We start from the raw sequence: 12,571 nt of genomic DNA, 5'->3' as shown, positions 1-12,571 counted from the left end.
AGATCAAGCGAAAGGCATCATGGCCTTGACGGAGGCCACGTTGGAGTCATGAACCGCTGCAGAGCCGCGCAGTTGACGCTTGGCCTTGGTGGTCTTCTTGGTCAGGATGTGACGCTTGAACGCCTGACCACGCTTGATGGAGCCGCTGCCGCGCACCTTAAAGCGCTTGGAAGCGCTTTTCTTGGTTTTCATCTTGGGCATGATGATTCCCTAAACTAAAACACGCATTGTTGATTTACATGACGCCAGGTGCTTGACGCCAAAGACGCCAAAACTTGTAGACCTGTTGCCACTTCTGGGGGTCGCAACCAACGATTTTTGAACTGCAACGTTGATTCGCGGATCTTTCCCGAAGGCGGACAAATAGCTACCCACATCCGGAAAAGCCTTTGATTATATGGTGATTTCCTGGACTTTGTCGAGTCGGAGAGTGCTCCGCGAACAACGGGGACAGGAGGCGGGGATCATACGCCTGTTCGCCGGTACTGCACCGCCTGCGCGACGTGGCTGGCCGCAAGCACGGCCTGGCCGTCCAGGTCCGCGATCGTGCGGGCCACACGGAGCGCCCGGTGCATGGCCCGGGCGGAGCCAGTCAGGCGCCGCATGGCTTGATGCAGCAGCGCCTGCGCGTCGCCGTCCATGACGCAGAACTCGTCCAGCTCGGCCCCGGCCAGCGCGGCGTTGATCTTGCCCTGCCGGGCAAGCTGACGCTCGCGGCAACGGACGACGCGCTCCCGGACAGCCTGAGACGCTTCGCCCGGCGGCGCGGTCATCCAGGCGGGATCGGAGGGAGGAAGGGCAACATGCAGGTCGATCCGGTCAAGCAGCGGCCCTGAAATTTTGCCCGCGTAGCGCGCCACCTGATCCGGCGTGCAGGTGCACGCGCGCGCCGGATGGCCCCGCCAGCCGCAAGGACACGGATTCATCGCCGCGACGAGCTGAAAACGCGCGGGAAACTGCGCCGCGTGCAGCGCCCGGGAGATGACCACCCTTCCCGCTTCCAGCGGCTCTCGCAGCGCCTCGAGCGAGCGGCGGCTGAACTCGGGCAGTTCGTCCAGGAAGAGGACGCCGTGATGCGCCAGGCTGATTTCGCCGGGACGCGGCCGCCCGCCCCCACCCACCAGCGCCGCCACCGACGCCGAATGATGCGGCGCCCGGAAAGGCGGCTGGCCGGTCAGCGCGTCGGGCATGCCGGCCATTGCCGCCACCGCAGCCGCTTCCAGCGCCTGACTCCGCTCGAGCGGCGGCAGCAGGCCCGGCAGGCGCGCGGCCAGCATGCTCTTGCCCGCGCCGGGCGGCCCCAGCATCAGCAGGCTGTGCCCGCCTGCCGCCGCGACTTCCAGCGCACGCCGGGCGCCAGGCTGGCCGCGCACGTCGGACATGCACAGGACGGGCGCAATCGGAGGCCACGGTGCGGGCACGGCATCGGGCAGCAGCGACGCGCCCGCAGCATGGGCCGCCACGTCCGCCAGGCAACGCGCCGACAGGACGCGCAACCCCGGGACCCAGGCGGCCTGCTCGGCGCTGCCAGCCGGCAGGATCAGCGTGGCATCGGGCGCGTCGCGGGCGACGCTCAAGGCGATCACCAGCGGCGCAGCAACCGGCACGAGCGCGCCGGTGAGGGACAGTTCGCCGGCGAGCACCAGGCGTGAGAGCGCGGGGTCGGGTGCGCGAGGCTGATCTGCGCGACGCTCGCCGGCAAGTCCCGCGGCATGTGCGCCGCTGCTGTCACAGGCAGGTTCGCTGGAAGGGCCGTCGGGATCTTTGCCTGGATGCTCACCGGGAAGTTCGCGACGAAGTTCGCCGGAGTGGCCGGCGCAGCGGTCTACGGACTGTTCACCCGAATCCCCACCGGAACGTCCGCCCCGCTGCCGCCCCGCCTGCGCGCCATCTTGCGCAGGCGCGGCCAATTGACCGGACGCTAGCAGCACGCCCAGCGCGATCGGCAGATCGAAGCGGCCGGACTCCTTGGGCATGTCTGCCGGCGACAGATTGACGGTGATGCGCCCCGCCGGAAACTCGAAGCCGCTGTTGATGATGGCGGCCCTGACCCGCTCGCGGCTTTCCCGGACCTCGGTATCAACCAGCCCGACCACGTTGAATCCTGGCAAGCCGGGCCCGAGGTGTGTTTCGACGCGGACCGCATGGGCGTGCATGCCGCTGAGGGCCCTGCTGGCGAGTACGGCAAGCGTCACGTGGGTCTCCGGATGAGTTCGGGACGCCAGTATCCGCAAAAACAAACGGCCGCGGAGAGCGGCCGTGACAAAACGATCTCGCGCTGGACCCGCACGTGGCGGGTGCGCGGCGCTTGCTTGCTTACTTGTCCAGGCCCGTCGCCGGACCCTTGTCCAGACCCGTCAGGCGCTGTTCCATCTGCTGCACCTGGGCGGCCAGCTGATCGACCCGGGCGCGCGTGCGGGCAAGCAAGTCGGCCTGCACGTCGAACTCTTCGCGGGTGACCAGATCCAGCTTGGAAAACGCCTGCGTCATCATGGCGCGCACGTTGCGCTCGACGTCCGCCGCGGGGCTGCGCGCGATCAGGTCGGAAATGTTCTTCTGAAGGTCTTCCATCCACTGGGTGCGATTGTTCATATGGGCCTCTCGATGTTCTTGATGGCTCAAGTGTAGTGCGTCGGCCAGATTGTTTCAGGCGGGGCCGGTTGCGCCGCCCCAAAAAAAAGGGCGGGCCGCATGCGGTGACCGCCCTTCAAAGCACAGGAGAAAACCGGGCCGCCTGACGGCAACCCCCTACCAACACCACTAACCTTGCCACCGGTCTATTCGACCGCGCAGTGCATCGTCCATATGGCGGATGCACGTCCTGAATCCGATTCAACTCGAGCCCACACCGGTCAACAAGCCGACCCGTGTAAACCCTCGTATCACGGTCGCGCCCCAATTTGGACGGGTCCAAACGAATTCCAACTGGAATTGAAAGGCCGTCGGCGGGCAAAGAACCGCAGCCCGCAAGGCTGAGCGCCGGACGACACGTTCTATTGACGCGACCACGCACGAGCGCCGACACGTGACCGCACCCCAAGCGCTCGCATTAAATGGCTACAAATCCCTCTTGCGGATCACATGTGGTTGCATGTGACTGCTACGCGTTGTTGCGCACCAAATTGAGGCCGGCCTGCGGTGCATCGCGCACCACAACGGTGCCGTTTTGCACAACTGTTGCGCCGTTCCCGGGCATCGCCAGCGCTGGCCAACATGGCATGGATATTGCTTTAACCACGGAGCGTGCAACCAAGAGAGGAAATGCCATGAAACTCATCATCGCCATCATCAAGCCCTTCAAGCTCGACGAAGTGCGGGTGGCTCTATCCGGAATCGGGGTCCAGGGCCTGACCGTCACCGAAGTCAAAGGCTTTGGCCGCCAGAAAGGCCACACCGAACTTTATCGTGGCGCGGAATACGCCGTTGACTTCCTGCCAAAGCTGCGCGTCGAGGCCGCCGTGCCCGACCACCTTGTGGACCAGGTCATCGAAGCGATCGAACAAGCCGCCCGCACCGGCAAGATCGGCGACGGCAAGATCTTTGCCGCCCCCCTTGAACAAGTCATCCGTATCAGAACTGGCGAAGCCGGCGAAGCTGCGCTGTAAATAAATAAAGACTCAATGGAGCCTGAAAATGGATAAAGCAGATATTTCCTGGTTGCTCGTCTCTACCCTGCTTGTATTGATGATGGCCGTACCCGGCCTGGCCATGTTCTACGCCGGCCTGGTGCGCAGCAAAAACGTGCTGTCCGTCTTGCTGCAAGTGTTGTGCACGTTCGTGCTGGGCCTGGTTCTCTGGTTCATCTATGGATATTCCCTGGCGTTCACCGAGGGCAATGCCTTCTTCGGCGGCCTCTCGCGCGCTTTCTTCTCTGGCATGTTCAATCCGGCCGACGGCACGTACGCCATGTCGAACTCCCTGACCGAGCTGCTGTTTGCCTCGTTCCAGGCCACGTTCGCTGGCATCACCTGCGCCCTGGTGGTCGGCAGCTTTGCCGAACGCGCCCGGTTTTCGGCCGTACTGGTGTTCACGGTGATCTGGTTCACGTTCGCCTACATCCCCATCGCGCACATGGTGTGGTTCGCCTCTGAAACGGCGCCTGGCCTCTTGAACGCACAAGGCGCGCTGGACTTTGCCGGCGGCACCGTGGTGCACATCAACGCCGGCGTGGCCGGTCTGGTGGGCGCCTATGTGGTTGGCAAGCGCGTGGGCTATGGCCGTGAAGCCATGCAGCCGCACAACCTGCCGATGACCTTCGTGGGGGCCGCCCTGCTGTGGGTGGGCTGGTTCGGCTTCAACGCAGGCTCGGCCCTGGCCGCCAACGAAAACGCCACCCTGGCCTTCTTCAACACCATGATCGCCACGGCGGGTGCCGTCCTGGCCTGGTTGTTCACGGAATGGGCCATCAAGGGCAAGCCCTCGATGCTGGGCGCCGCTTCGGGTGCCGTCGCCGGCCTGGTCGGCATCACCCCCGCCGCGGGCCTGGTCGGTCCGGTGGGCGCACTGATCATCGGCGTGGTTGCCGGCGTGGTCTGCGTCTGGGGCGTGAACGGCCTGAAGCGCATGCTGCGCGCCGACGATGCGCTGGACGTGTTCGGCATCCACGGCGTGGGCGGCATTGTGGGCGCCCTGCTCACCGGCGTGTTCAATGCGCAGGTCTTCGGCGGCCCCGGCCTGGCCGAGCCCTCCATGATTGCTCACCAACTGTGGGTCCAGCTGGAAGGCGTGCTGCTGACCATCGTCTGGTCCGGCGTGGTGGCATGGATTGCCTACAAGATCGCCAATGCCCTGTGCGGCCTGCGTGTGCCGGAAGACCAGGAGCGCGAAGGCCTGGACGTCACCAGCCACGGCGAATCCGCGTATCACAGCTAAGCTGCTGCGACGCTCCCGCCGCGACCCGCGGCGGGGCGGATCGGAAAATGAAAGAGCCCTTCATCATGAAGGGCTCTTTTTTTGCCAGTTTGCTTGGGACGGTGTCAGATCAGACCGGGCCGAGCGCGTCCAGGTCGACGGGCAAGGCGCGGTTCAGCGCCGACGCCACCTTGATGCGAAGCGCATTGGAGTGCGCCCGGCGGACCTCACGCTTGACGTCCAGCAGCTGCTGCGGGTGCATGGAGAACTCGGTCAAACCCAGCCCGAGCAGCAGGCGGGTCATGCGCGAATCGCCTGCCATTTCACCGCAGACGGCCACCGGCTTGCCCGCGCGCTCGCCGGCATTGATGGTGTTGGCGACCAGGCGCAGCACCGCCGGGTGCAGCGGATCGTAAAGTGACGCCACGTCGTGGTCGCCGCGGTCGATGGCAAGCGTGTACTGGATCAGGTCGTTGGTGCCGATGGACAGGAAGTCCAGCGCCTGGGCAAAGGGTTCGATGGCGATGGCGATGGCGGGAACTTCAACCATCGCGCCCACTTCCATGTGCGGCGCGTAGGCCTGGCCACGGGCGTCGAGTTCGCGCCGGGCGGCCTCGATGGCGGCCTTGGTCGCGACGACCTCGTGCATATGCGCGATCATCGGGATCAGCAAGCGCACCGGTCCATGGGCGGAGGCCCTCAGGATGGCCCGCAACTGAGTCGCGAACATCTCGGGGCGCGCCAGGCAGTAGCGGATAGCACGCTGCCCCAGGGCGGGATTGGTGGCTACGGTGGCCTCGCCGTCCAGCGTCTTGTCAGAGCCGATGTCCAGCGTGCGGATCGTGACCGGACGGCCGGCCATCACCTTGACGACCGAAGCATAAGCCTCGTACTGCTCTTCTTCGCCGGGCAGATCGGGCCGGCCCATGAAGAGGAATTCGCTGCGGAAGAGTCCGATGCCGTGCGCGCCGGAAGCCAGCGCCAGCGCGGCCTCGTCCGGCAGCTCGATATTGGCGTGCAGCACGATGTCGATGCCATCCAGGGTGACGGACGGTTCGTCGCGCAGGAGGCTGAGTTCGGCGCGCTCGTCGGCGTAGGCGGCCTGACGGCGGCGGTATTCCTGGAGGATGCGTTCGGACGGATTGACCACCACGACGCCAACCGAGCCGTCGATGATCAGCATGTCGCCGTCGCGGACCAGTTCGCGCACATTGCCCATTGCCACCACCGCGGGCACGCCCATGCTGCGCGCCACGATCGCGGTGTGCGAGGTCGGTCCGCCCAGGTCGGTGACAAAGGCGGCAAAACGTCCGCCGCGCAAGCGCAGCATATCGGCGGGCGAGATATCGTGCGCCACCACCACAAGGGCGTCGTCGCCGCCCATGTGGGACATGTCGGGCAGGATCGCCGACGTGCCGGCCAGCACGTGCAGCACGCGCTCGATCACCTGGCGCACGTCCGCTCCGCGCTCGCGCAGGTATTCGTCTTCCATGGCGTCGAACTGCTGGCCCAGAATCTGGCCCTGCGTCGTCAGCGCCCATTCGGCGTTGTAATGGCGCTCGGCGATCAGGGCGAGCGTCTGTTCGGCCAGGAGCGGATCGCCCAAAAGCAGACTGTGTACGTTGAGCATCGCGCCCAGCTCGCGCGGCGCGTCGGCCGGCAGCGTGTCGGCCAGTTGCAGCAGTTCCTGCTGAGCTGACGCCAGGGCCTCGGTCAGGCGGGCGCTTTCAGCGGGCACGTCTTCCGGCGAAATCCGGTAGTGTGCGACTTCAAGGGCCGCAGCCCCCATGACGACGGCGCGGCCGATGGCGTAACCCTTGGCGACACCCTTGCCGTAGAGACACACAACGGGGCCGGCAGAACCAGCCCCTTGGGGTGCGCTGGTCGCGGGCGCGCCGGTCTTGGGCACGCCGGTTGCCGCTACGGGCGAACCGGCCCGAGCCGGGCCGGTTGCTTCAGGAGAGGGTCTATTCCTGCTCACCGAATTTGCTGTCGAACAGAGTTTCGATTTCGGAAAGCGCTTGCTCGGCATCGCTGCCGGAGGCCTCCAGCTTGACGGTGACGCCCAGTCCGGCTGCCAGCATCATGACGCCCATGATGCTCTTGGCGTTCACGCGTTGCGCACCGCGCGAAATGAAGATCTCGCTGGAAAACTTGCTGGCCAGCTGCGTCAGCTTGGCGGCGGCCCTGGCGTGCAATCCCAGTTTGTTGCTGATGACAATGTCAGTATTAGGCATAGGAAAGGTGGTGACCGCGGGCTATGCCGCAGTGTTGATCGCAGCCAATCGTCGTACCGATCGTCGGCTTGAAATAATAGCCGACATAATAGGGCAATTTTCCGCCCGTCAGTCTACCCGCAAGACGCCCTGCACCCCGCCGGCAAGCGCCTTTTCGCGGGTTTCGGCCAGCGGCAGGTTGCGGTAGGTCAACGCGCGCAGCAGCATCGGCGTGTTGAGACCCGCGAGCACACAGCACTGGATGCCCTGTGCCTGCGCATCGGCGACCGCGCGCTTGGAGATGTTGGCGGGCGTGGCGCCGATCAGGTCGGTCAGCACCAGGACGCCCGCGCCGTGGTCCTGCTCGAGGATGTCTTTCAGGACATCCGGCGCCAGGTCATCCGGCAGGTCTTCAGGCAGGATGTCATGAATTGCCAGCATGCCGTCCAGATCGCCCATGACGTGGCTCGCGCATTCGCGCATTGCCGCGCCCAGAGGCGCGTGCACGACGATCACAATACCCGTGGTCATGTCGGTTCCGAAAAATCAGGCAGCGACGGAGGCGGCGCTGGCAGCCTTGGCCGCCACGGCCTTTTCGAGCGCCTGCACGAACATGCCGGCCACGTCGAAGCCGGTCTGTTCGGCGATTTCCACGAAACAGGTGGGGCTGGTGACGTTGACTTCGGTAACGAAGTCGCCAATGACGTCCAGGCCGACCAGCAGCAGACCGCGGGCGGCCAGCTTGGGCGCCACGGCTTCGGCGATTTCGCGGTCACGGGCAGACAGTTCCTGCGCGACGCCACGGCCGCCGGCGGCCAGGTTGCCGCGCGTTTCGCCGGCCAGGGGGATGCGGGCCAGGGAATACGGCACGGGTTCGCCGCCGATCAGCAGAATGCGCTTGTCGCCCTTGACGATGTCAGGGATGAAACGCTGCGCCATGATGGTGCGCGCGCCGTTGTCGGTGAGCGTTTCCAGGATGGCGTTCAGGTTGGGATCCTTGGGCTGCAGGCGAAACACGCCCGTGCCGCCCATGCCGTCCAGCGGCTTGACGATGACGTCCTGGTGCTTGTCATGGAACGCCTTGAGACGGGCCATGTTGCGAGTGACCAGCGTGGGCGCGGTGAACTCGCTGATTTCGGTGATCGCCAGCTTTTCCGGGTGGTTCCGGATGGCCGCGCCGCCGTTGAACACGCAGGCGCCCTGCGCCTCGGCGTATTCGAGCAGGTGCGTGGAATACACGTATTCCATGTCGAACGGGGGGTCCTTGCGCATCACGACCGCGCCAAAATCCGCCAGTGGCAGATCCTGGGAGGCGGAATCGCGCCACCAGTCGTGGCCGTGCAGGTCGGCATCGGCGACCAGCTCGATCGGGGTGGTCTGCGCCTTGACGACGCCCGCCTCGATGTAGAGGTCGCCCTGCATGGCCACGCTGAGCGTGTGCCCGCGCGCCACGAGGGCACGCATCATGGCGACCGAACTATCCTTGTACGCCTTGAGCAGCGGCAAGGGATCCAAAACGAACAAAACGTGCATCGCGACACCCTGAACGGACGCCGCCTCCCCTGCTGGGAAGGCGGCTATGCTTTGTGACATCGTAGCGTAGAGCCGGCCAATAAGCGAACCCGCCGGTCACGAGACGGACACGGCGGGTTGCAGGAATGCAAGGCTAGGCCTTGCCTGAACCGGATACGGCGGGCGCTCAGGCTGCCGATTCGGGCTTGCCTGCGGGCACAGCCTTTTTCTTCGGCGCCAGCACCATGACCATCTGACGGCCTTCGAGCTTGGGCATGGCTTCGACCTGGGCAAGCTCCAGGAGGTCGTCGCGCACGCGCTCGAGAACGCGCATGCCAAGTTCCTGGTGAGCCATTTCGCGGCCACGGAAACGCAACGTCACCTTGGCCTTGTCGCCCTCTTCGAGGAAGCGGCGCAGGTTGCGCAGCTTGACCTGATAGTCGCCCTCGTCGGTCGCCGGACGGAATTTGACTTCCTTGACCTGGATGACCTTCTGCTTGGAGCGGGCTTCGGCTTGGCGCTTTTGCTCTTGGTACTTGAACTTGCCGTAGTCCATCAGACGGCAGACCGGCGGCTCGGCGTTCGGCGCGATTTCCACCAGATCCACGTCGTTTTGCTCGGAAAGACGGAACGCGTCGGCAATCTTGACGATGCCCAGCTGTTCTCCGTCCAGACCTATCAGGCGCACCTCGGGGACGCGGATTTCACCGTTGATGCGATTGGCTTTTTCAGTGGCGATGTTGAAAGCTCCTAGAAATGTTAAGCAGCGCTGCTATCGGGTTGATTGACGTCGCGACGGGTGGCGACGTCTTCGGACAACCGGGACACAAAGTCGTTGAACGGGATGGCGCCAAGGTCCAGGCCGCCCAATCCACGTACCGCGACAGTGCCGTTTTGCTTTTCCTTGTCGCCGACGACAAGAATGTACGGCACCTTTTGCAGGCTGTGTTCCCGAATTTTACGAGTGATTTTTTCACCGCGCAAATCGGACTCTACTCTAAAGCCTTGTTTTTTCAGGCTTTGCGTGATTTCGGCAGCATAATCGGCCGAAGGTTCGGAAATGCAGCATACAACTGCTTGCACCGGCGCCAGCCAGGGCGGCATGGCGCCGGCGTGGTTTTCGATCAACATGCCGATGAAGCGCTCGAGCGAACCGAGGATCGCGCGGTGCAGCATGACCGGCGGGCGGCGCTGGTCATTCTGGTCCACGTACTCGGCGCCCAGGCGCACGGGCATGGAGAAATCGACCTGGATCGTGCCGCACTGCCAGTGACGGCCGATGGCGTCCTTGAGCGTGTATTCGACCTTCGGACCGTAGAAGGCGCCCTCGCCCGGCGAGATTTCGAATTCGCAACCCGTGCGGCGCAGGCTTTCCATCAGGGCGGCTTCGGCCGTATCCCAGACTTCGTCCGTGCCGATCCGCTTTTCAGGACGCGTGGCGACCTTGTACAGGACTTCGGTAAAGCCGAAGTCGCGATAGACCTTTTGCAAGAGCGCCGTGAAATCGGCGCATTCGTCCTGGAGCTGGTCTTCGGTACAGAAAATGTGGCCATCGTCCTGCGTGAAGCCGCGCACGCGCATCATGCCGTGCAGCGAACCGGAGGGCTCGTTGCGGTGGCATTGGCCGAATTCGCCGTAGCGCAGGGGCAGTTCGCGGTAGGAATGCAGGCCGGCGTTGAAGATCTGCACGTGGCCCGGGCAGTTCATGGGCTTGAGGCCATAGACGCGGTTTTCGGACTCGGTCGTGAACATGTTTTCACGGTAGTTGTCCCAGTGGCCGGTCTTTTTCCAGAGCGAAATGTCCAGGATCTGCGGCGCCTTGACTTCCTGGTAGCCGTTGTCGCGGTACACGCTGCGCATGTATTGCTCGACCTGCTGCCACAGGGCCCAGCCCTTGGGATGCCAGAAGATCAGGCCCGGGGCCTCGTCCTGGAAGTGGAACAGGTCAAGTTCGCGGCCGATCTTGCGGTGGTCGCGGCGCTCGGCCTCTTCGAGCATGTGCAGGTAGGCTTCCTGCTCTTCTTTCGTTGCCCAGGCGGTGCCGTAGATGCGCTGGAGCATCTCGTTCTTGCTGTCGCCGCGCCAGTAGGCGCCTGCCACCTTCATCAGCTTGAAGACCTTGAGCTTGCCCGTGGACGGCACGTGCGGGCCGCGGCACAGGTCGATGAAGTCGCCTTCACGGTACAGGCTAAGCGTCTCGTTGGACGGGATCGAGGCGATGATTTCCGCCTTGTACTTTTCGCCGATGCCCTTGAAGAATTCGACGGCGTCGTCGCGGGACCATTCTTCGCGCGTGACGACTTCGTCCTTCTTGGCCAGTTCGGCCATCTTCTTTTCGATGGCGGCCAGATCTTCCGGCGTGAAGGGGCGCTTGTACGAGAAGTCGTAGTAGAAGCCGTTGTCGATCACAGGGCCGATGGTGACCTGGGCATCAGGGAAGAGCTCCTTGACGGCATAGGCCAGCAGGTGGGCGGTCGAGTGGCGGATCAGATCCAGGCCGTCCGCATCCTTGGCCGTCACGATGGCCAGACGGGCGTCTTCTGCGATGCGGAAACTGGTGTCGACGAGCTTGGATTCCGCGCCGTCGAACGTCACGCGGCCGCCCAGGGCAGCCTTCGCCAGGCCCGTACCGATCGATTGCGCCACTTCGGCAACCGTTACCGGTTCCGGATATTGGCGCTGCGAACCATCGGGCAATGTGATCTGTACCATCGGGAGTGCTTCCTGGGGTTCTTGGAACTGAAAAACGAAAACAGAAACGAAAAACGCGGCTTGGTAGCCGCGTTCATTTGATTGTCTTGATGAGTCCTACCGCTGACCTGACACGGTGAAACCCGACGCACGAAAAAACTAACGCGACATGGGGCGAAAGTTCCGGGTCGTAGTTCGTGCGGGCGGGAAAAACATGTTGGGGCCTGTTGGTGCGCGCACTGCGGGGCGCGAATCAAGGTGCAGCAAAACAAATGCAGCTGAAATAGCTGCATGGATCGTTGCCGATTGTAGCACCGTTTGCGGGCTATCCGTGGCGAAAACGCCACGGAGGATTGCAGTGAGCGCACCGGGGACGCAGCGAGATGTTTAGTGCCGACGGATCGGTCTGATTTTGGCCCGTTTGGTAACTCAAACGCGCGCCGAACACGTAATCTGCCCACGAATTTCAGGGCCGCGCACGGAAATGCGCCAGCGACCGCCGCGTCGTGGCCGCGCGGATTGCCCTGGACCCCCATCCGATCGTGGAGCAACGATGAATCGCGTTTCAGAGACTGCAAGCCAGATGACCGGCGGCTCGCTTCACGGCCCCCTTATCGCGCCGGCGGACGGCTTAGAGGCCCGCAAGCACCTGCTGCTGTCGCGGCCGCCGCCGGTGATCCGGGTCGCGGTCCTGGACGACCATCCCGTCGTCGCGCTGGGCATTGGCGCCTTTCTGGAAAGCCGCCCTGGGTTTCACGTGGTGCACCGCGAGACCTCCGCGCGCTCCTTGCTGGAGAAACTGGCCAAGCAGCCGTGCGACGTCGCGCTGATCGACTTCTATCTGCCCCTGGAACCCTTCGATGGCGTCAACTACCTGCGGCGGGTGCGCCGCTATCACCCCAACATGGCGGTCATCACCTTTTCGGCTGGCAATCGCCAAGAGACCGAGTACGCCGCCTTTCGGGCCGGCGCCGCCGGTTACCTGGCAAAACAATGGGGTCTGGTCCTGCTGCCGGACATGATCCGCGGCGTGGTCGAGGCCAACACGCCGTTCCTGACGGTCGAAGACGGACAGATCTGCAGCATGGAGCCGACGGCGCCGCATGCGCTGCTAACGACGTCGGAAGTGGAGGTGCTGCGCCACATCAGGCAGGGCCTGTCAGTGACGCAGATTGCCCGCAGGCTGGTGCGCAGCAAGAAGACAGTCAGCACCCACAAGCGCCGCGCCATGCGCAAGCTGGGGCTGTCGGATGATTTGTCGCTGGCGCTGTACTTGCGCGACAAGTTTGCCGAATGAATCG

12 protein-coding genes are annotated in these 12,571 nt (G+C 64.1%); 3 read left to right on the top strand and 9 right to left on the bottom strand.

The window, feature by feature from the left end; translation table 11 throughout:
* Positions 1-3: 3 nt before the first annotated feature.
* The 3 genes from rpmI to HV681_RS16190 all read right to left on the bottom strand — a co-directional run bounded on the left by rpmI (position 4) and on the right by HV681_RS16190 (position 2,592).
* Positions 4-201 carry a 50S ribosomal protein L35 gene (rpmI, locus tag HV681_RS16205; protein ID WP_008159912.1) on the bottom strand — a complete coding sequence of 66 codons (198 nt, stop codon included), beginning with the start codon at positions 199-201 and terminating at the stop codon, positions 4-6.
* Between the two features lie 263 nt (positions 202-464).
* Positions 465-2,195, bottom strand: coding sequence for a YifB family Mg chelatase-like AAA ATPase (locus tag HV681_RS16200; protein WP_254594992.1), 1,731 nt, complete (start codon positions 2,193-2,195; stop codon positions 465-467).
* A gap of 121 nt (positions 2,196-2,316) precedes the next feature.
* A complete protein-coding gene (locus HV681_RS16190; RefSeq protein WP_056315890.1) occupies positions 2,317-2,592 on the bottom strand; it encodes an accessory factor UbiK family protein in 276 nt (91 codons plus the stop codon).
* Between the two features lie 674 nt (positions 2,593-3,266).
* Here HV681_RS16190 and HV681_RS16185 point away from each other — a divergent pair.
* Positions 3,267-3,605: a P-II family nitrogen regulator gene (locus HV681_RS16185; RefSeq protein WP_006218735.1), complete on the top strand. Its 339-nt coding sequence runs from the start codon at positions 3,267-3,269 to the stop codon at positions 3,603-3,605.
* 28 nt (positions 3,606-3,633) lie between these two features.
* Positions 3,634-4,872 (top strand): ammonium transporter, encoded by a 1,239-nt coding sequence (amt, locus tag HV681_RS16180; RefSeq protein WP_175124021.1) that lies wholly within the window; start codon positions 3,634-3,636, stop codon positions 4,870-4,872.
* 109 nt (positions 4,873-4,981) lie between these two features.
* Here amt and ptsP read toward each other — a convergent pair whose 3' ends face one another.
* From ptsP to thrS, 6 genes are all read right to left on the bottom strand, one after another.
* Entirely contained in the window at positions 4,982-6,883 is a 1,902-nt protein-coding gene (gene ptsP, locus HV681_RS16175) for a phosphoenolpyruvate--protein phosphotransferase (RefSeq protein ID WP_437340386.1), read from the bottom strand.
* A complete protein-coding gene (locus HV681_RS16170; RefSeq protein ID WP_006387993.1) occupies positions 6,819-7,088 on the bottom strand; it encodes an HPr family phosphocarrier protein in 270 nt (89 codons plus the stop codon). The genes ptsP and HV681_RS16170 overlap by 65 nt, the downstream gene beginning before the upstream one ends.
* Positions 7,089-7,196: 108 nt before the next feature.
* On the bottom strand, positions 7,197-7,598 hold the full coding sequence (locus HV681_RS16165; RefSeq protein WP_056569684.1) for a PTS sugar transporter subunit IIA: 402 nt from the start codon (positions 7,596-7,598) through the stop codon (positions 7,197-7,199).
* A 15-nt stretch (positions 7,599-7,613) separates the two neighbouring features.
* On the bottom strand, positions 7,614-8,600 hold the full coding sequence (gene gshB, locus HV681_RS16160; protein WP_175124020.1) for a glutathione synthase: 987 nt from the start codon (positions 8,598-8,600) through the stop codon (positions 7,614-7,616).
* Between the two features lie 166 nt (positions 8,601-8,766).
* The gene (gene infC / locus HV681_RS16155) at positions 8,767-9,318 is read right to left on the bottom strand and encodes a translation initiation factor IF-3 (RefSeq protein WP_076812461.1); all 552 of its coding nucleotides are present in this window, start codon (positions 9,316-9,318) and stop codon (positions 8,767-8,769) included.
* Positions 9,319-9,338: 20 nt separating this feature from the next.
* Positions 9,339-11,291, bottom strand: coding sequence for a threonine--tRNA ligase (gene thrS, locus HV681_RS16150; RefSeq protein WP_175124019.1), 1,953 nt, complete (start codon positions 11,289-11,291; stop codon positions 9,339-9,341).
* A 562-nt stretch (positions 11,292-11,853) separates the two neighbouring features.
* Between thrS and HV681_RS16145 the strand changes: the two genes are divergently transcribed.
* Positions 11,854-12,567, top strand: a complete 714-nt coding sequence (locus HV681_RS16145; RefSeq protein ID WP_175124188.1) for a response regulator — start codon at positions 11,854-11,856, stop codon at positions 12,565-12,567.
* The last annotated feature ends 4 nt before the right edge of the window (positions 12,568-12,571 follow it).

Source organism: Achromobacter animicus (assembly GCF_902859585.1).
GTDB classification, from domain to species: Bacteria; Pseudomonadota; Gammaproteobacteria; order Burkholderiales; family Burkholderiaceae_B; genus Achromobacter; species Achromobacter animicus.
The sequence above is the reverse complement of the archived record's forward strand: the minus strand, read 5'-3'. Positions and strand labels throughout refer to the sequence as shown.